The sequence below is a fragment of the Micromonospora sp. NPDC000663 genome, from assembly GCF_042898105.1.
Classification (GTDB): Bacteria; Actinomycetota; Actinomycetes; order Mycobacteriales; family Micromonosporaceae; genus Micromonospora.
The window spans coordinates 567,228-586,011 of the sequence record NZ_JBIAYR010000004.1 but is presented as its reverse complement, the minus strand read 5'-3'; the positions used below and the strand labels follow the sequence as shown (position 1 = coordinate 586,011).

The 18,784-nt window shown below is 72.9% G+C and carries 17 protein-coding genes; 7 read left to right on the top strand and 10 right to left on the bottom strand.

All coding sequences use genetic code 11. The features are described from left to right. The first annotated feature begins 63 nt into the window (after window positions 1-63). Entirely contained in the window at window positions 64-1,791 is a 1,728-nt protein-coding gene (locus ACFY1S_RS18175) for an ABC transporter ATP-binding protein (RefSeq protein ID WP_387119101.1), read from the top strand. After that, a complete protein-coding gene (locus tag ACFY1S_RS18170; RefSeq protein ID WP_387119097.1) occupies window positions 1,788-3,539 on the top strand; it encodes an ATP-binding cassette domain-containing protein in 1,752 nt (583 codons plus the stop codon). Before ACFY1S_RS18175 ends, ACFY1S_RS18170 begins: the two co-directional genes overlap by 4 nt. A 21-nt stretch (window positions 3,540-3,560) precedes the next feature. On the opposite strand, the gene ACFY1S_RS18165 is transcribed toward ACFY1S_RS18170, so the two are convergent. The 3 genes from ACFY1S_RS18165 to ACFY1S_RS18155 form a co-directional block, all read right to left on the bottom strand. After that, complete coding sequence (locus ACFY1S_RS18165) at window positions 3,561-4,145, bottom strand: response regulator transcription factor (RefSeq protein ID WP_387119094.1); 585 nt, start codon at window positions 4,143-4,145, stop codon at window positions 3,561-3,563. 123 nt (window positions 4,146-4,268) lie between these two features. Then, window positions 4,269-4,874, bottom strand: coding sequence for a response regulator transcription factor (locus ACFY1S_RS18160; RefSeq protein ID WP_364364987.1), 606 nt, complete (start codon window positions 4,872-4,874; stop codon window positions 4,269-4,271). A gap of 195 nt (window positions 4,875-5,069) precedes the next feature. Further along, complete coding sequence (locus ACFY1S_RS18155) at window positions 5,070-5,720, bottom strand: hypothetical protein (protein ID WP_387119091.1); 651 nt, start codon at window positions 5,718-5,720, stop codon at window positions 5,070-5,072. Window positions 5,721-5,978: 258 nt separating this feature from the next. Between ACFY1S_RS18155 and ACFY1S_RS18150 the strand changes: the two genes are divergently transcribed. After that, window positions 5,979-6,296, top strand: coding sequence for a hypothetical protein (locus ACFY1S_RS18150; protein ID WP_387119088.1), 318 nt, complete (start codon window positions 5,979-5,981; stop codon window positions 6,294-6,296). A 162-nt stretch (window positions 6,297-6,458) separates the two neighbouring features. Here the strand turns inward: ACFY1S_RS18150 and ACFY1S_RS18145 are convergent, their stop codons facing one another. Continuing rightward, a complete protein-coding gene (locus tag ACFY1S_RS18145) occupies window positions 6,459-7,034 on the bottom strand; it encodes a hypothetical protein (protein ID WP_387119085.1) in 576 nt (191 codons plus the stop codon). A gap of 259 nt (window positions 7,035-7,293) precedes the next feature. Here ACFY1S_RS18145 and ACFY1S_RS18140 point away from each other — a divergent pair, with 259 nt between their 5' ends. Beyond that, window positions 7,294-8,295, top strand: a complete 1,002-nt coding sequence (locus tag ACFY1S_RS18140) for a tyrosine-type recombinase/integrase (protein ID WP_387119083.1) — start codon at window positions 7,294-7,296, stop codon at window positions 8,293-8,295. 6 nt (window positions 8,296-8,301) lie between these two features. Here the strand turns inward: ACFY1S_RS18140 and ACFY1S_RS18135 are convergent, their stop codons facing one another. From ACFY1S_RS18135 to ACFY1S_RS18125, 3 genes are all read right to left on the bottom strand, one after another. After that, window positions 8,302-8,946, bottom strand: a complete 645-nt coding sequence (locus ACFY1S_RS18135; RefSeq protein WP_387119080.1) for a fasciclin domain-containing protein — start codon at window positions 8,944-8,946, stop codon at window positions 8,302-8,304. Between the two features lie 73 nt (window positions 8,947-9,019). Beyond that, window positions 9,020-11,128, bottom strand: coding sequence for a M14 family zinc carboxypeptidase (locus ACFY1S_RS18130; protein WP_387119077.1), 2,109 nt, complete (start codon window positions 11,126-11,128; stop codon window positions 9,020-9,022). A 109-nt stretch (window positions 11,129-11,237) separates the two neighbouring features. Continuing rightward, window positions 11,238-12,017: an endonuclease/exonuclease/phosphatase family protein gene (locus ACFY1S_RS18125; protein WP_387119074.1), complete on the bottom strand. Its 780-nt coding sequence runs from the start codon at window positions 12,015-12,017 to the stop codon at window positions 11,238-11,240. Between the two features lie 182 nt (window positions 12,018-12,199). On the opposite strand from ACFY1S_RS18125, the gene ACFY1S_RS18120 reads away from it, so the two are divergent. Together ACFY1S_RS18120 and ACFY1S_RS18115 are read left to right on the top strand one after the other, a co-directional pair. Beyond that, the gene (locus tag ACFY1S_RS18120; RefSeq protein ID WP_387119071.1) at window positions 12,200-12,973 is read left to right on the top strand and encodes a sulfite exporter TauE/SafE family protein; all 774 of its coding nucleotides are present in this window, start codon (window positions 12,200-12,202) and stop codon (window positions 12,971-12,973) included. Beyond that, entirely contained in the window at window positions 12,973-13,743 is a 771-nt protein-coding gene (locus ACFY1S_RS18115) for a GNAT family N-acetyltransferase (protein ID WP_387119068.1), read from the top strand. The genes ACFY1S_RS18120 and ACFY1S_RS18115 overlap by 1 nt, the downstream gene beginning before the upstream one ends. Before the next feature lie 4 nt (window positions 13,744-13,747). On the opposite strand, the gene def is transcribed toward ACFY1S_RS18115, so the two are convergent. Beyond that, window positions 13,748-14,257 (bottom strand): peptide deformylase, encoded by a 510-nt coding sequence (def, locus tag ACFY1S_RS18110; RefSeq protein ID WP_364364959.1) that lies wholly within the window; start codon window positions 14,255-14,257, stop codon window positions 13,748-13,750. 31 nt (window positions 14,258-14,288) lie between these two features. Next, complete coding sequence (locus ACFY1S_RS18105) at window positions 14,289-15,476, bottom strand: chorismate-binding protein (protein WP_387119064.1); 1,188 nt, start codon at window positions 15,474-15,476, stop codon at window positions 14,289-14,291. A gap of 123 nt (window positions 15,477-15,599) precedes the next feature. Here ACFY1S_RS18105 and ACFY1S_RS18100 point away from each other — a divergent pair, with 123 nt between their 5' ends. Beyond that, a complete protein-coding gene (locus ACFY1S_RS18100) occupies window positions 15,600-15,800 on the top strand; it encodes a DUF5999 family protein (RefSeq protein ID WP_387119062.1) in 201 nt (66 codons plus the stop codon). 104 nt (window positions 15,801-15,904) lie between these two features. On the opposite strand, the gene gcvP is transcribed toward ACFY1S_RS18100, so the two are convergent. Beyond that, entirely contained in the window at window positions 15,905-18,727 is a 2,823-nt protein-coding gene (gcvP, locus tag ACFY1S_RS18095) for an aminomethyl-transferring glycine dehydrogenase (RefSeq protein ID WP_387119059.1), read from the bottom strand. Window positions 18,728-18,784: the final 57 nt, after the last annotated feature.

Sequence of the window (18,784 nt, the reverse complement as noted above, 5' to 3'; positions counted from 1 at the left end):
CGTGGAGCCCTGGGCGGGTAGACGTACCCGCCCAGGGCCACCCGCGCAGCACCGGGAGGACCCATGCCGACGTTCGCCGCGGGGGACCGGCTGCTGCGGCGGACGGTCCTGGCGGGCGGCGGCTGGACCGCGACGCTCGCCGTGGTCGCGCTCCTCGGAGCGACCGCCGAACTCCTGCTACCCGCAGCCCTCGGCCGCGCCGTCGACGCCGCCCTCGCCACCGGCCCCAGCTGGTGGATGGTGTCCGCCTGCGCCCTGGTCGTCGTCCTCGTCTGCGTCGACACCATCACCGACCTGGCCACCGGATTCGGCGCCGCACGCGCCACCGCCGGACTGCGCCGGCACCTGCTGCGCCACCTGTTCGCGCTGGACGTGCGCGCCACCCGCCGCCACCCGGTGGGTGACCTCGTGGGCCGGCTGGTGAGCCAGACGGCCGACGCGGGACAGGCCGGCAACGCCGTCGTGCTGGCGACGGTCGCCGCAATCCCGCCACTGGGCAGCGTCGTCGCCCTCACCATCATCGAACCGGTCCTCGGCCTCACCCTGCTCGCCGGCCTCACCCTGCTCGCCGTCCTCATGCGGGCCTTCGTCTCCGACGCCTCGACCGTCACCGCCAGCTACCAGCGGGCGCTGGGCACCATCGCCGGCCGACTGCTGGAGTCACTGACCGGCGCGAAGACCATCGCCGCCGCCGCCACCACCCACCGCGAGCAGGAACGGGTGCTGGCCGCCCTGCCCGAACTCGCGGCGCACGGCCGACGCGGTTGGGACCTGCTGGCCCGGGCCAACGCACGCACCTCCGCCGTGGCGCCGCTGCTGCACCTGAGCGTCGTCGCCGTCGGCGGGTACGCCCTGACCACCGGCTGGCTGACGCCGGGACAACTCATCGCCGCGGTCCGCTACGCGGCGATGGGCGCCGGACTCGGCGGCGTACTCGCCACACTGAACCACCTGGTCCGCAGCCGCGCCGGCGCGACCCGCGTCGCCGAACTGCTGGCCCAGCCCACCGCTCCCGCCGGCCACCGACCCCTGCCACCCGGCGGCGGCGCGCTGCGACTGCGCGGGGTGAGCGTGCACACCGACGACGGCCGACCCATCCTCGACCGGATCGACCTGGACGTACCGGCCGGCGCCACAGTGGCCGTCGTCGGGACGTCCGGCTCCGGCAAGTCGACCCTGGCCGCCGTGGCGGGACGGCTGCACGATCCCGACGCCGGCGACGTACGACTCGACGGCGTACCCCTGCGGCACCTCGACCGCACGGCGCTGCGCCGGGCCGTCGGCTACGCCTTCGACCGGCCCGTGCTGATCGGCGCGACCATCCACGACGCGATCGGCATGGCCATGCCGGCCGGATCGGCGGCGCCACCTACCCACCCCACACCGGCGACACCGGCGGTCCTCGACGCCGCCCGCACGGCAGCCGTCGCCGACGTCGTCGAACGGCTACCCCACGGCTACCGCACCCCGCTGGCGAGCACACCCCTGTCCGGAGGCGAAACCCAACGCCTCGGCCTGGCCCGCGCCTTCGCCGCCGAACGACTGCTCATCCTGGACGACGCCACCTCCAACCTGGACACCGCCACCGAACACCGCATCACCCGGGCGGTGACCGCACGGGCCGGCGAACGCACCCGCCTGGTGATCACCCACCGGGCCGCTACCGCCGCCGTGGCCGACCTCGTCGCCTGGCTCGACGGCGGTCGACTGCGCGCCCTCGCACCACACGAACGCCTCTGGACCGACCCCGACTACCGGGCGGTCTTCCAACCCGCCAACGGTGAACCATGACCCGTCCCGGCGTACGCCGAGTCACCTGGCGGGCGGCGCGGGCCCGCCGCCGCGAGCTGACCCGGCTCTGCGGCTGGTCGCTCGTCGAGTCACTGCCCGCGCTGCTCTCCGGCTACCTGATCGCCCGCGCCGTCGACGACGGATTCCTGGTCGGACACCCCCTCACCGGCCTGACCTGGCTGGGCGCCCTCGCCGTAGCCGTGCTGCTCGGCGCCACGGCCACAGGCCGGACGTACCGGAGCCTCGGCGCCGTGGTCGAGCCGTTCCGCGACGACCTGGCGACACGCGTCGTGCGGGGCGCGCTGCACGACGCCACCCGCACCGGAGGCCACCCCGACAGCGCCACCGTGACCCGGCTGACCCACCAGGTGGAGATCGTCCGCGACACCTTCGCCGGCCTGCTGATGGTGACCCGCGGCTTCCTCTTCTCCGCCGGCGCGGCCCTGCTCGGCCTCCTCGCCCTGGCCCCGACGGTGGCGGCGCTCGCCGCCGCGCCGATGCTCGTCGGCCTGGCCGTCTTCATCGCCGCCCTGCCGGCGATGGTCGCCCACCAGCGCGCGTACGTCCGGGCCGGCGAACACCTCGGCCAGGCGGCAGCGACCGCGTTGGCAGGGCACCGCGACGTGCTGGCCTGCGGCGCCCAGGCACGCGTCACCGCCGACGTGCAACGCCGGGTGTCCGCGCAGGCAGCCACCGAACGCACCCTCGCCCGGATGGCCGCGATCCGCAGCCTCAGCCTCGGCATCGGCGGCTGGCTGCCACTCGTGGTACTGCTGGCCGCCACACCCTGGCTGGTCGAGCGCGGCCTGACCGCCGGCGCGGTGCTCGGCGCGCTGATCTACGTCTCCACCGGCCTGCAACCGGCCCTGCACACCCTCGTGCAGGGCATCGGCGGCGGGGGACTGCGCTACGTCGTGACCCTGGAGAACATCCTGCGCACCTACCCGGACACCGCCCCCGCACCCGCCCCTCACACGCCCCGCCCACCGACCCACCAGACCGGCCCCGCACCGGCCATCGAGGCCCGAGGACTGACCTTCCGCTACGGACCACGCTCCCGACCCGTCCTGGAGAACTTCTCCCTCACCCTCGCCGACGGGGAACACCTCGCCGTCGTCGGCCCGAGCGGCGCGGGCAAATCCACACTGGCCGCCCTGATCGCCGGCCTCACACCACCCGAGGCCGGCACCGTCCACCTCGCCGGCGAGCCCGTCGCCCACGCCACACCCGCCGCCCTGGCCCGGATGCGGGTCCTCGTGCCCCAGGAGGCCTACATCTTCACCGGACGCCTCGCCGACAACCTCCGCTACCTCCGACCCGACGCCGACGACAGCACCCTGGAAACCGCAGTCGACGCGCTCGGCGCCCGCCCCCTGGCCACCCGCCTGGGCGGCCTCGCCGCCCCGATCACCCCGACCCAGCTCTCCAGCGGCGAACGGCAACTCATCGCCGCCGTCCGGGCCTGGCTCGCCCCCGCCCCACTGGTGATCCTCGACGAGGCCACCTGCCACCTGGACCCGGCACTGGAAGCAACAGTCGAGGACGCCTTCGCCCACCGACCCGGCAGCCTCGTCGTGATCGCCCACCGCATCAGCTCCGCGATCCGCGCCCAACGCCTGCTGGTCCTCGACGGCGACGAACCCGCCACGGGGACCCACGAGCAACTGCTGAGCCGCTCGACCACCTACCGACTGCTCGTCGGCTGCTGGGACGAACCCGCGATGGCACCCCCCGCGCCGCGAGCCTGAACCACCCCACCGGCGTGGGGCTCAGATCCAGCCCGCCTCACGCGCGACCCGCACCGCCTCGACCCGGGTACGCGCCCCGACCTTGCGGGCGATCCGACCGAGATGGTTGCGGACGGTGCCGCAGCTCAGCCCCAGCGACACCGCGACCTCCGCCACCGGCGCCCCCGCCGCGGTCAGCGACAACACCTGTGTCTCACGATCGGTCAACGGACCATCCGAGTGCAGCGCCGCCACCACGAGATCCGCGTCGAGCACCGGCTCGCGCCGGGCGAGCCGACGAACCCCGTCGATGACCCGCTGCGGAGCGACATCACAGCGCAGGACACCCACCATCCGGGTCGCGCAGAACATCCCCCGCAGCCGCCCCGCCCGACGCGGGTGAGCCAGCACCAGGACCGGACACGAACCCAGACGACTCGCCTCGACGCCCTCGACGAAGTCCAGGTCGGCCACCACCACATCGGGCCGGTGGGCGCGCACGGCGGCGGGAACCGCGGCGACGTGGTCCACCCTGCCCACCACACGGATGTCGTCCTCGGCAGCCAGGACGAACGACAACGCACCCAGCACCAGGGTGCCGTCCAACGCGAGCAGCGTACGGATCACCTTGAATCCTTCCCTGCACCCCGATGACGATCACGCAACGTACGCATTCAAACACGCGAATCGCGCAACCGCACGTCGGGGGAGCGGGCCCGAACACACCCCGGACCCGCCCCCCGGGGACGCCTACAACCAGCCGTCCCGCCGCGCCCGCCACACCGCTTCCAACCGGTTACGGGCACCGGTCTTGCGCAGAATCGCCGACAGATGGTTGCGCACAGTCCCATGCGCCAGGTGCAGCCGCACAGCGATCTCCTTCAGCGGAAGACCCTCGGCGGCCATCCGCAGCACATCCAACTCCCGAGGCGTCAACGGACTCTCCGTCGGCCACAGCACCGCCGCCGCCGCGACCGGATCGATCGCACGCTCCCCGTCGGCGAGCGTGCGGATCGCCCGTACCAACTCCTCCAGCGAGCCGTCCTTCCCGACCAGGCCCCGAGCGCCGGCCGCCAGCGCCGCCTCCACAAGAGCCGGACTCCACCGGGGGCTCATCGCCAGCACGGCACTCGTCGGCGCCCCCGCCCGGACCGCGGCGACCACCTCCACCGGATCGGGGAGATCCGGCGACAGCGCGAGCACCACCACCTGCGGCCGGCACCGCCGGACCACCGTCAACAACTCGCCGACACCCTCGACGTCGGCGACCACCTCCATGTCCTCCTCACGCGACAGCGCGGCGCAGAGCGCCCCGCGCAACAAACCCATGTCCTCGGCGATGACAACGTGGATCACCACGTCTCTCCGATCTCAGGTACGCGCCGAACGGCCACCACCCCGGATCACCCACAGGGCCCAGCAGACCGCCCACGCATGACAGACGGGCAGGCGTCGGCCCAGGCACCGTCTCGTGAACGGGCCCGGGCACCGGTCGACCCAGCAGCGGAACCTGCCGAACACAGGACAGCCACCGCAGGCCGACCGGCCGCCTCAGCCGGGTCGGGCGACCACCGACGGGGATCGGGTCCCGAGGACGAAAAGCCCGAGATCGTAGGTCTGCGCGGCGGCGGCGACCACCTGCCGGACAACCGGCCACACCAGCCCGGGCGCGGGCGTCGACCCCTCGTCGACGCCGGCCGCGTCCTGGTCGGCGGGTGCGACGGGCAGCCCGGGAAGACCAACCGCGGTGACCGTCGGACCTGGCCGCTTGACACGATGCCCGGTTGCAGACGTGATGCGCTGCCCCTGGACGGCAGACGCCGGCCACGGCGCAGCCACCGCCGTCAGCACCTCGACGGGGCGTACCGGAGCCAGCGCCGGATCGACAGGTGGGGCCGGTGCGGGCCGGCTCGCCGCGTCGGTCACCGGGACAGGGCCGAGCCCGGGCCCCGGCGGCGCGGGCAGTCGCGCTGACACCGGAACGACCACCGCGTCGAGAACCGGCGACAGGACGACACCGGTGATGCGACCGAGGGCGACGACGACAGGGCGGATCGGCACCCGGTCCACGATGCCCACGACCTGCGCGACCACGGCGCTGACCAGGCCTGTCGTGGACGACAGGACGGGCCGGAGCGCCGGCGGCGCGGCGAGGCGCGGGTGGGCCCGGGTCGAGGGATCCGCCGCGATTACCTCTGTCACTATCGGTGCCGGGGGAGTCACGAGCCGTTGCGACGGGCCGGCGTCGCGAGGCGGACGACTACCGACCCGGACTGCCGACTCCGAGCGAGCTCCAGGTCGGACCGCTTTTCGCTCGACCGGACGATGCGTCACGGACGCGCCGACGCGGGGGAGCGCGACCGGTTTGGCTGAGCCTCGGCTCGACCCCTCGGGCGACGTCGGTGGCGTCGCAGGGGCGACCCGGACAGTCCCTGTCGGCGAGTTGGGGGGCGCATTCCGGTGGCTGTCGTCGGCTCTCGCGTCCCGCTGGCGGTGCCGGTCGATGCCTTCTCCCACAGTGAGCCGGACGACGCGCTCGATCACGCCGGTCCGTTGATGATGGCCGCCGCCGACGCCGTCGTCCGCGGCGGCCGGCCCCTGGAACAGAACGGCCACCACGACGCCGGCGCCGACGGCGGCCAGGATCAGCAGCATCCGCCGGGCGAGCCCGCGCATCCGGTCGGCCGCGAACGGGACGGATCGGGTCGGCGCAGGAGTGGGCGCGGTGCCATCGACGGAACTTCGCACGCGGGCCCCCCCTCCGCTCGAGTTTGCTGACTCATCGTAGCGATGTGGACACGTCAACGCATCCGGTGGCGTGTCGCGTACCGTCCGCTCGTCAGATGGGCGGTCACTCTCGTCGCTCGGCGAGGCCAGGTCCTGATTCGATAATGCACATTATGTAAAGTGAGCAAATCCGAGGGGTCCCCTCGAGGGAGGTCAGTCGCGCGTCAGCCCGGGAGGACAAGCGTCCTCGTCGGGACCGACGAGGCGGGCGTTGACCAGCGGATGACGCCGCAGTCCCGCGAGCACGTGCGTGCTGGCGCCGATGCCGGTCCAGGCGTCGTCCCACAGCGCGGAGACGAGCCAGGAACGATCCGCCGGGAAGAACAGGTCGGGCAACGCGCCGTCGCCCCGCAGGTTTCCGGTACGCCAGGTGAGAGCCTGGTCGGGTCCCGCCTCGACCAGCAGGTAGGACCACCCCCAGTAGAGGGACACCGTCGAAGCGCCCGGGAAGACGATGTCGTGCGCCCCGGTGTCGAGGTAGCCCAGCCACCACCGCCGCTCCGGCGTACGTGCTGCCAGCTCGTCGACGACCGCACGTTCGTGGGCGTCGGCAGGCACGCCGTCCGGCGGGTGGAAGGTGGCGTACGCCTCGAACACCTGCGGGATGGCGGCGGTGACCGACAGGCCCTGCATGGTGCGGCCCGCGATCCAGGCGACGTCGTCGGCCGTCCCGATCCGCCAACTCCGCCCGTCCCTGCTGACACGCGTGGGACGCGTCCCCGTCGACACCGCACCCGCGTCCTGGCGTCCGGGAACCGCAGCAGGTGACGCGTACGGCGTCCGGTCGGGTCCGCCGGCACTCGACCACCGATGCCCCATCGGGCACATCCAAGCGGTCGGCTCGGCGGAATCCGCGTACCAGCTCGGGTTGCCCCGTCGACCACACTGCGGGCAGGGGGCGGCCGGTCTCATGGAGGGCACGATACGTGCCAGCTGTCCCCCTCTCCCCTGCTTCCCGGGAACGCGAAAATGCTGCATAATATCCCTTATGCATGACAAAAAGGACGAATCGCTCGCAGTGCTGATCGAGGAGTTCCTGACCGCCCGCGCGACACGCAAGCCCTCCCCCCACACCCTGGCGGCCTACCGGCGGGACCTGTACGCGGTGGCCACCCTGGTGGCCGACGGTGACGCCACTCCCCTCCCCCTCGACGAGCTGTCGATCACCGACCTCTCCCCCCGCGTCATGCGGGCGGCCTTCGCCCGGTTCGCCGCGCCCCGGGCGCCCGCGTCGGTGCACCGGGCCTGGTCCACCTGGAACAGTTTCTTCACGTTCCTGGTCGCCGACGGGGTGGTGGCGGGCAACCCGATGCCTGCGGTCGGGCGTCCCCGGGCGCTCCTCCCCCAGCCGAAGCCGCTGCGCGGCGCGGACACCCCCGAGGTGCTGCTCGCGTCGGTCGCCCGGGACGACGGCCGGCAGCGTGACCCGTGGCCGGAGCGGGACGTGGCAGTGCTGGCGGTGGCGCTGTGTGCGGGGTTGCGCCTGTCGGAGCTGCTGGCGTTGCGGGTGGGCTCGCTGGCGGGCCGGCCCGGCGAACGGCGTATCGAGGTGGTCGGCAAGGGTGGGCGGCCCCGTGTGGTGCCGATCGAGGCGGACCTGGACCGGGTGCTGCGGGACTACCTGGACAGTCGGGCCCGCCGCTTCGGTTCGCGGTCCGTGCGGCCGGACTCGGCGTTGCTCGTGGACCGGCGCGGTGAGCCGCTGCGCCGGGGTGGGCTCCAGTATCTGGTGGAGTCCTGCTACCGGCGGGCGGGCATCGGTGACCGGGTGCCTCGGGGGGCGCGGTTGCACGCGCTGCGGCACACGTTCGCCACCCGTCTGGCGGAGGACGGGGCGAGCGCGGCGGAGATCATGCGGTTGTTGGGGCACGCGTCGTTGGCGTCGTCGCAGACGTACATCGAGGTGACGGCCGGGCAGCAGCGTGACGCGGTGCGGGCCAACCGGACCAACCGTGCGTTGGCGGCTCTGGTCGCGGCGGACCAGGAGTGAACGGGTTCAGTGTGCGCGGTGGCCCGTGCCGTCGGCCGTGACGGGAAGGGGGCCGAGGACGGCGTTGATGATGTGGATGCGGGCGTTGGTGGCCTGGTAGTCGGCGCAGACGGTGTCGGCGCGGTCGGCGAGGCGGGTGGTGGTTCCGGCACGGGTGACGGTGATCGTGGTGCCGTCGAGGGTGGTGGTGGAGCCGGCGGCGGTGAGGTCGCCGATCGGGTGGGCTCCGGTGCTGAGGTGGGCCTTGAGCAGGGTGCGGAGCTCATCGGGGTGGTGGGTCATGAGGTCGTCCCAGTTGTCCTCGGAGAACGTGGCGGCGAACGCGTCGTCGGTGGGTGCGAGGACGGTGACGGCGGTGCCGGCAGGCAGGTCGCCCAGGACGCCGCTGGTGCGCAGGGCCGCTTCGAACGTGGTGAGGGTGGGGATCCAGCGCAGTGCCGCTTCGACGGGTTGGCTGGCGAGGAAGGTCGGGTTGCCGGGGTCGGTGCCGGTGGGCAGGGCGGCGCAGAGGGGTCCGGTGACCTGGGGTGTGGTGGCTGACGCGTCGGGCGTGTGGGGAGTGCCGGTGCAGGCGGCGAGCAGCAGTGTCGACGCGAGCAGGGCGAGGGTCCGTAGTCGGGGGTGTCGCGCTGCGGTGGCGGGTTGCGGCACGGCGGCCTCCACGGGTCGGGGTGGGCCGGCGGCGCGGGCGTGTGGCCCGCGCCGCCGGTGCGGTGTCAGGAGGTCACAGTGCCGCGCACTGGGTGGTGCGGGGGCCGTGCACGGTGTTGGCGATGCCGAGGTTGGTCGGGGTGGGGTTGTTGCCGGTGCAGGTGAGGGGGCCGCGGATGGTGGAGCCGGCCAGCAGCGGGATGTCGGTGCCTGTGGTGTTGCCTGTGAGGCTCACCGGGCCGACGATGGTGACGTCGATGAGGGAGACCGCGTCGGTGGTGTTGGCGATGTGGACGGGGCCGTTGACGGTGCTGTCGGCGAGTAGGACGCCGGCGGCGGCGTTGGCGGTGACCGGGCCGCTGATGGTGGTGCCGGTGGTGACGAGTGCCGCGCCGGCGCGGACGGTGACGGGGCCGTTGATTGTGGCGTCGGCGGCGCAGGTGAAGCCGGTGACGGTGAGTGGTCCGTTGCGTCGGCCGGTGAGGGTCGGGTAGACGCGTTCGCCGTCGGTCAGCTTCTCCACGCCCATCGGGTCGAGCAGCAGCGGGATGAGGCCGCGTTCGGGCTGGTTGAGGGGGACGTAGTAGCCGTCCGTGGTCGTGATGACCTTCCAGCCGTGGGCGGCGATGCGCTGGGCGACGGAGGTGCCGACGCCTCCGGGTCCGTCGGTGCGCGGGCCGTTGTACTGGGCTTCGGTGAGCTTGTAGGCGCACGGCGCGTTGTCGAGGATCAGGTTGGCCGGGGGCGCGTCCAGGGGCGGCGGGCTGTCGCCCGGGTGGGGTGCGGGGTGGGCGGGGATGGGTCGGGAGCCGCGGAAGACGAGGCGGCCGGTGTTGGCGGCCTGGATCTCGATGGCTTCGGCGCGGGAGGTGAGGATGTCGGCGCGGTCGGCGCGGTGGTAGTCGAGGAACTGCTGGAAGGTCCAGAGGGCGGAGTAGGTCTTGCGGCGCCGGTTGTTGGCGGTGTTGCCCTCGTCGGGTCGGGTCTGGCCGCCGGAGCTGCGCAGTTCCAGCAGGGAGTTGGTGACGTTCTTGAGGCCGAGGGTGTTGCGCAGGATGGTTTCCTCGCTGAGGCCGATGTTGCCGCCGCCTTCGCAGCCGTAGGGGCAGGGCCACCAGCCGGCTTCGGCGCCCTTGGCGTACATGTGGCCTTCGATCATGTCCTGGGACTGGTCGAAGATGGGTTGGGCGACGTTCTGGTGCCGGGGCGGCAGCATGGGCAGGTCGCCGGCTCGGGAGTTGCCGAACTCGTGGCCGTCGTAGCCGGCGACGGGTCGGTAGTCGCGGACCATCTTGATGTACGCGGCGGTCTCGGGTTGGCGGATCAGGGAGTAGTCGCGGTTGAGGTCCTGGCCTGTGGAGTTGCCGCGGGTGTTGTTGGCGCGGCCGTCTCCGTTGATGGTGGGGACGATCAGGACTGTGGTGTGGCTGAGCAGGTCGGTGATGCGGGGGTCGGTGCTGAAGGCGAGTTGGCGGGCCATGATGAGGCAGGCTTCGCGGTCGCCGGGTTCGTTGCCGTGCACGTTGCAGTTGATGGCCACGGGTGCGGTGGCGGCCACGGCCTCGGGGGTGGTGGCCGGGGTGGGGTGTCCGATGACCAGCATGTTGATGGGTCGGTTCTGGACGGTGCGGCCGAGTTCGACGACGCGTACGCGGTCGCTGAGGGCGTCCATGGCGGCGGTGTAGGCGTACTCGTCGGTGTCGCTCGTGTATTGCGCGGCGTGGGTGGTCTCCCACTGGGTGCGCAGCTGTTGGCCGGGGGTGTCGGGGTTGCCCCAGGGTGCGGTGGTGGTGCCGGTGACGGGGTCGGAGTAGGGCTGTTCGGTGGTGCCGGTGCGGGCGCGTACGCGCCACTGGAAGCTGTCGCCGGGGTTGAAGCCGGCGTCGGCGAAGGTGGGTGCGTTCTGGTTGATCTGGCGGTTGGGTCGCCAGATGCCGACGATTGTCGGCTCGCCGGTGGGGGTGTTGGTGGCGTCGACGGCTGTGCGTTCGATCTGGTAGTCGGTGGCGTCGGGTACGGGCTGCCAGGCGAGGGTGGCGTAGCCGTCGGCCTGGCGGACGGTGAGGTTGGTGACCTGGTTCGGTGCTGCGGCGCTCTGGGCGCTGGCGGGGGTTGGTGCGGCGGTGAGGGTGACGGCGAGGAGTGTGGACACGGCGAGCAGGGTGGTTCGCTGGCGTCTCATGTGGCCTCCGACGGGGTCGATCGTGGGGCGTGTCGACCAGCATGATCGTCGGAGTTCGTCGATGCAATGATCTTGAGGGAATCTTGCGGCTTGGCGCGGGAGGCGGCGGTCAGCCGAGGTCGACCAGCAGGGGGCGGTGGTCGGAGATGGTCGACAGCGGCGCGGTGACGGCCCGTACGGGTGGGAGCTGCGTGAGGGCGTGCCGGTCGGCCAGGACGTGGTCGAGTTGGACGCGGGGTTGCCCGGCGGGGTAGGTGGGGCGGCGACCCAGTGGGTGCCAGCCGGAGATGAGTCGGGCCGGGCCGGCGGGCAGGTTGAGGTCGCCGAGCAGGACGCGGGGTGCGGGGAGCGCGCGCAGGGCGCGGATGGTCTGGCGGAGTTGGCGGGCGTTCCAGCCGGGGACGAACGACAGGTGCGTCGCGGCGACGGTCAGCGGGCCGTGGGGGGTGTCCAGGACGGCGGCGAGGACGACGCGGGGTTCGTCGTGCAGGAGGATGAGGCCGCCACGGGGGCCGGGGACGTAGACCGGGGAGCGTACGGGCGCCGGTTTGAGTCGGGTGACCTGCCAGCTGCGCACCGGGTAGCGGCTGATCAGGCCGATGCCGTAGCAGGGTTCGCCGTGGCCGTCGTCGTCGTGGCGTAGAGGGCGGAACTGTTCGCCGGGGGTGCCGACGACTGCGGCGGCGAAGCGGTGGTGGGGTGCGTCGAGGGCTGCAGCGGCGATGGTGGTGAGGTCGAGTTTGCCGCTGCGGTGCTGGTCGCGGTCGACCTCCTGAAGGGCGAGCACGTCGGCGTCGAGTGCGCCGATGGCGGCGGCGAGGCGATCGGAGTCGACGAGCCCGTCGGTGAGGGATCGTCCGTGCAGCATGTTGAAGGTGGCCAGGCGCACTCCTGCACCCTACGTCCCCGTGGCAGTGTTGCTGGATGGTCAAGGTGCTGCTGTGTTCCGTGCTGGTGTTCGTGGCGGTTGGCGCGTTGGGGGTGTGGTTGCGGCGTACGCGGGGTCGCTGAGGGGTGAGGCTTGCCACTGTCGGGCTGCTCGGGCGGGTCGGGTGGGGAGAATTGCCGCCCGTGGACGCCGTTTCGCTTAGTACTCTGCTGGCCGCCGCCGCGATGGCGGGTTGGGTCGATGCCGTGGTCGGCGGTGGTGGTCTGCTGTTGTTGCCGGCGTTGCTGGTGGCTGCGCCGGGGTTGCCGGTGGCCACGGCGTTGGGCACGAACAAGTTGGCGGCGATCTTCGGGACGTCGACGGCGGCGGTGACGTACGCGCGGCGCACGAAGGTCGACTGGCGGGTGGCCGGGCCGGCGGCGGGGTTGGCGGTCCTGAGCGCGGGGGTGGGTGCGGCGCTGGCCGGGGCGGTGCCGGCGTCGGCGTACCGGCCGGTGGTGCTTGTGGTCCTGGTGGCGGTGGCGGTGTTCGTGCTGCTGCGTCCCCGGCTGGGTGTGGTGGCGGTGCCGGCGAAGCGGACTCCGGTGCGGGTGGCGGCGGTGGTCGCGGTGGCCGGGGTGGGTATCGCCCTGTACGACGGGCTGATCGGTCCGGGTACCGGCACGTTCCTGGTGTTGGCGTTCACCGCGCTTGTGGGTGCGGACTTCGTGCACGGCTCGGCGATGGCGAAGGTCGTCAACGCGGGCACGAACCTGGGTGCGCTCGTGGTGTTCGGGGTGACCGGGCACGTGTGGTGGTTGCTGGGCGCGGGCATGGCGGTGTGCAACGTCGCGGGCGCGGTGCTGGGGGCGCGGATGGCGTTGCGGCGCGGGTCGGGGTTCGTGCGGGTGGTGCTGCTGGTGGTGGTCGTGGCGTTGGTGGCGAAGCTCGGCCACGACCAGTGGGTGGCCCGCTGATGGCGGTGCGCGCGGAGCACGACCGGGCGGTCCTGGCGGGGTTGCTGGGGCGTGATCCGGTGCTGCACGCCTACCAGTTGGGTGACCTGGACGATTTCTTCTGGCCGTACACCTCGTGGTTCCGTCGGGGTGAGCAGGTGGTGTTGCTGTACCACGGGGTGGATCCGCCGACGCTGCTGGCGTTCGCCGCGCCGGCGGACACAGCGGCGTTGGGGGCGTTGCTGGCCGACCTTGCGCCGGTGCTGCCGGCCCGGTTGTACGCGCACCTCTCCCCCGGGCTGTCCGGCGTCCTCGGCGGGTCGTTCCGGTTGGAGTCCAGTGGCCGGCACCACCGGATGGCGTTGACCGATCCGGCCCGCCTGGCGGCGGTGCGTCCGCAGGGTGTGGTGCTCAAGGCGGCGGACCTGCCGGGGCTGCGGCGCCTGTACGCGCGGGCGTACCCGGGGAACTGGTTCGACGAGCGGATGCTGGAGACCGGGCAGTACGTGGGGGTCCGCGAGGGCGGTGAGCTGGTCGCGGTGGCCGGGGTGCACGTGTTCTCGCCGGCGTACCGGGTGGCGGCTCTGGGCAATGTGACGACCGACCCGCGCTGGCGGGGTCGGGGTCTGGGCGCGGGGGTGGTGGCGGCGTTGTGCGCGCGGCTGCGGGAGAGCGTCACGCACGTGACGTTGAACGTGAAGGCGGACAACGCGGCGGCGGTGCGGCTGTACGAGCGGGTGGGGTTCACCCGGTTCGCCGACTACGACGAGTGGACGTTGACGGCGCGGTAGCGGGTCAGCGGCGGCGGCTGGGTGAGTCGAAGCGGCCGGCGCGGATCTCGCGCAGGGCCCGGCGGCGGGTGTCGCCGCGCAGGGTGTCGACGTAGAGGGTGCCGCGCAGGTGGTCGGTCTCGTGTTGCAGGGCGCGGGCGAGAAAGCCGCTGCCGCTGATGGTGAGTGGTTCGCCGTTCTGGTCGACGCCGTGGGCGGTGGCGTGCAGGGCGCGGGTGGTCGGGAAGTACAGCCCGGGGATGGACAGGCAGCCCTCCTCGTCGTCCTGGAGGTCGTCGGAGAGCTCCAGGGTGGGGTTGATGAGGTGGCCGCGGTGCCCGTCGGCGTCGTAGACGAACACCTGGGCGCTGACGCCGATCTGCGGTGCGGCGACGCCGGCGCGGCCGGGCTCGCCGAGCAGGGTGTCCATCAGGTCGGTGACCAGGGCGCGCAGCTCGGCGTCGAAGGTGGTGACCGGCTCGCATTCGGTGCGTAGGACGGGGTCGCCGATGATCCGGATGGGCCGCATGGTCATGGGGGTCAGCGTATCGCCGGGGGCGCCGGGGTCAGCGTCCGGCCAGGGTGGCGCGGACGGGGGCGGTTTTCGCGGCGGCTTCGGCGACCTCGGCGTGCGCGTCGCTGTCCCAGGTGATGCCGCCGCCTGCCCAGGTGTGCAGTTTCTCGCCGTCGGCGGCGGCGGTGCGGATGGTCAGGCCGAGGTCGACGTGGTCGGGGGCGACCCAGCCGAGCGCGCCCATGCTGGCGCCGCGGCCGACGGGTTCGAGGGCGGCGATCTGGCGCAGTGCGGCGAGTTTCGGCGCGCCGGTCACGGATCCGCCGGGGCAGGTGGCGCGCAGCAGGTCGGCCAGGCCGAGGCCGTCGGCGACGGCGGCGCGGACCGTCGATTCGGCCTGCCACAGGTCGCACCAGCGGCGTACGGCGAACAGGTCGTCGACGGTGACGGTGCCGGTGCGGGCGATGCGGGCCAGGTCGTTGCGTTCCAGGTCGACGATCATGATGTGTTCGGCGCGTTCCTTGGCGCTGTCGAGCAGTTCGGTGCGGCCGGCGGCGGTGGCGGGGCGGGTGCCCTTGATGGGTCGGGTGGTCAGGGTGCCGTCGCGGACCTCGATGAGGGTTTCCGGGGAGGCGCAGCCGATGGCCCAGTCGTCGCCGGTGAGCACGCCGCCGTAGCGGGCGCCGGGCAGCGCGCCGAGGCGGCGCAGGGCGGGCAGCGGGTCGCCGGTGTAGCGGGCGGCGGCGTGCCCGACGAGGTTGGTCTGGTAGACGTCGCCGCGGCCGATGGCGGCGCGTACGGCGTCGACGGCGGCGGCGTGCTGCCCGGGGGTCCAGCTCTCGGTCCACGGGCCGAGCCACCAGGGCGTCGCCGCGGGGGCGGGGGTCCTGCGGGTGGGGCCGTGGTGGTAGACGACGACGGCGAGGTCGGGCAGGGTCGGCGCGGGTTCGGTCGTCGTGGTGGGTGCGCCGGCCAGGTGCGCCCCGGCGGCGGCGGAGAGGTACAGGGCAGCGCCGCAGACACGTACGCCGTGCGGCGCGGGTCGGGCCAGGTCGTGCAGGTCCAGGCCGTGCGCGGCGAGGAACTCCTCGGCGAGCGCGGCGGGGTCACCGCCGTCGGCGCGGCGCCAGTGCAGGCGCGCCGACTCGACGAGCGAGTCGCGGCAGCCGGCTGGTGCTGCGGGGACATCGACCAGCACCTGTGGGAGCGTTTCCACGCCGTATGGCCCGACCTTCCTCATCCGTTCAGTGGATTTCCCGTACGCCAACCCGACACCTGCTCGATGCTGGACACTTTCGCTTGGTACTGTGCGTCACTGGTCATGTGAACCATGACACAGTGCCCCCACAGTCCGGAGAACCCGATGTGCCAGCACCAACCGACCTGCCCCTCCGCCGCAGCGACCGACCGCGAAGCCGCCCGCGTCCTCGCCTGCTTTCCTGAACAGGGCTGGAGCCTGCTCTGCAACGGTGTCATCGTCTTCGAGGACACAGGTGAGCTTCTGCCCGACGGCCGCAGCATCGCCCCGCACCGCGGTCCCGCCCGTCACGCCCTCGTGGCCTGATCCACCACTGAGCGTCACCGTCTAGCCGCCGTCGACAGGGCTCGTCCAGGTCGCAGCGGCTGCCGGGGCGGCCCATCCCGCCCGCCCCGCCACGCCCGCCCTTCTCAGTCCTCGAACGCCTCCGGCGACGGGCACGAGCAGACCAGGTTCCGGTCGCCGTACGCGCCGTCGATGCGCCGCACCGGCGGCCAGTACTTCCCCGCCCGATCGGTCCCGCCCGGGTACGCGCCCACCGACCGCGGGTACGGGTGCGGCCACTCGTCACCGCTGACCATCGCCGCGGTGTGTGGCGCGTTCGCCAGGGGGTTGTCCCCCGCCGGCCACTCCCCGGTTCCCACCTTGTCGATCTCCGCCCGGATGGCGATCATCGCGTCGCAGAACCGGTCCAGCTCGGCCAGGTCCTCACTCTCGGTCGGCTCCACCATCAGCGTCCCCGCCACCGGGAACGACATCGTCGGCGCGTGGAAGCCGTAGTCGACGAGCCGCTTGGCCACGTCGTCGACACTCACGCCGGTCGCCTTCGTCAACGGCCGCAGGTCGAGGATGCACTCGTGCGCCACCAGGCCCTTGTTGCCGGCGTACAGCACCGGGAAGTGCCCCCGCAGTCGCGCCGCCACGTAGTTCGCCGCGAGCACGGCCACCCCTGTCGCCCGGGTCAGCCCTTCGGCGCCCATCATCCGCAGGTACGCCCACGGGATCGGCAGGATGCCCGCCGACCCGTACTTCGCCGCCGAGATCGCCGGGGTGGCATCGGCGTGCGCACCCAGCGGGTCACCGGGCAGGAACGGCGCCAGGTGCGCGCGGACCGCCACCGGCCCCACGCCGGGGCCACCGCCGCCGTGCGGGATGCAGAACGTCTTGTGCAGGTTCAGGTGGGACACGTCCGCGCCGAACTTGCCGGGCTTGGCGAACCCGACCAGGGCGTTGAGGTTCGCCCCGTCGACGTACACCTGCCCGCCGGCGTCGTGGACCTTCGCGCACAGCGACGCGATGCCCGTCTCGTACACGCCGTGCGTCGACGGGTACGTCACCATGATCGCGGCGAGCGCGTCCCGGTGCTTGTCGATCTTCGCGTCCAGGTCGACGAGGTCGACGTTGCCGTCGTCGTCGCAGGCCACCACGACGACCCGCATGCCGGCCATCACCGCCGACGCCGCGTTCGTGCCGTGCGCCGACGACGGGATCAGGCACACGTCGCGGTGCGACTCACCCCGCGACGCGTGGTACGAGTGGATGGCCAGCAGCCCGGCCAGCTCACCCTGCGACCCGGCGTTGGGCTGCACGCTCACCGCGTCGTAGCCGGTCACCTCGGCCAGCCACGACTCCAGCTGACCGATCATCTCCCGGTACCCGACGGTCTGGGCGTCCGGCGCGAACGGGTGGATGTGCGCGAACTCCGCCCAGCTGATCGGCTCCATCTCGGTGGTGGCGTTGAGCTTCATCGTGCACGACCCGAGCGGGATCATGCCCCGGTCCAGGGCGTAGTCGAAGTCCGACAGCCGCCGCAGGTAGCGCAGCATCGCCGTCTCGGAGTGGTGGCTGCGGAACACCGGGTGGGTCAGGAAGTCGGTCGTGCGGGCCAGGTCGGCCGGCAGGGCGGCGTCCACGGCGCCGTCGAACACGGGCACACCGAACGCCGCCCACACCTCGCGCAGGTGCGCGTCGGTGGTCGTCTCGTCGCAGGACATCCCGACCCGGTCGGCGTCGACCAGCCGCAGGTTCACGCCCCGCTGCGCGGCCGCCGCGACCACCTCGGCGGCCCGGCCCGGCACGGTCGCGGTGACGGTGTCGAAGAACGCGACGTCCGCGACGTCCACGCCGCCGGCGCGCAGCCCGGCCGCGAGCCGCGCCGCCATGTCATGGGTACGCGAGGCGATGTCCCGCAGCCCGTCCGGGCCGTGGTAGACGGCGTACATGCCGGCCATGACGGCGAGCAGCACCTGCGCGGTGCAGATGTTGCTCGTCGCCTTCTCCCGCCGGATGTGCTGCTCGCGGGTCTGCAACGCCAGCCGGTACGCCGGGTTGCCGTCCGCGTCGCGGGACACCCCGACCAGGCGCCCGGGCAGCATCCGCTCCAGGCCCGAGCGCACCGCCAGGTAACCGGCGTGCGGCCCACCGAAGCCCATGGGTACGCCGAACCGCTGGGTGGTGCCGGCGGCGATGTCCGCGCCGATCTCCCCCGGTGCGCGCAGCAGCGTCAACGCCAGCAGGTCCGCCGCGACGGTGACCAGCGCGCCGACGGCGTGCGCCGCCTCGACCAGGCGCGCGTGGTCACGGACCGCCCCGGACGCGCCCGGGTACTGCAGGTGCAGGCCGAAGAACTCCGCCGGCAGCTCGTCACGCTCGACGTCGACGACCCGCACGTCGATGCCGAGCGGCTCGGCCCGGCTGGTGATCACCGCGATGGTCTGCGGCAGGGCGTCGGCGTCGACGACGTACACGCCGCTCTTGCTCTTGGAGGCCCGCCGCGCCAGGGTCATGGCCTCGGCAGCGGCGGTGCCCTCGTCGAGCATCGAGGCGTTCGCGGTGGCCAGGCCCGTCAGGTCGGTGACCATGGTCTGGAAGTTCAGCAGCGCCTCCAGTCGGCCCTGGCTGATCTCCGGCTGGTACGGCGTGTACGCCGTGTACCAGGCCGGGTCCTCCAGGACGTTGCGGCGGATCACCGCCGGTGTGTGCGTGCCGTGGTAGCCCAGGCCGATCATGGAGACGGCGACGGTGTTGCGGGCCGCCAGGGCCCGCAACTCGGCGATCGCCTCGGCCTCGGTGGCCGGATCGGGCAGGTCCAGGGTGCCGTGCCAGCGGATCACTTCGGGGATCGCGGCGTCCATCAGCTCGTCGATCGAGTCGTGCCCGACGACCTCCAGCATGCGGCGCTCGTCGTCCGGTCCGGGACCGATGTGACGGGTGGCGAACTGCTCTACGCTCATTGGCGGCACTCCCGGGCGAGGTCGACGTGTCGGCCTCCCCCTCTGTCGCACCGCACA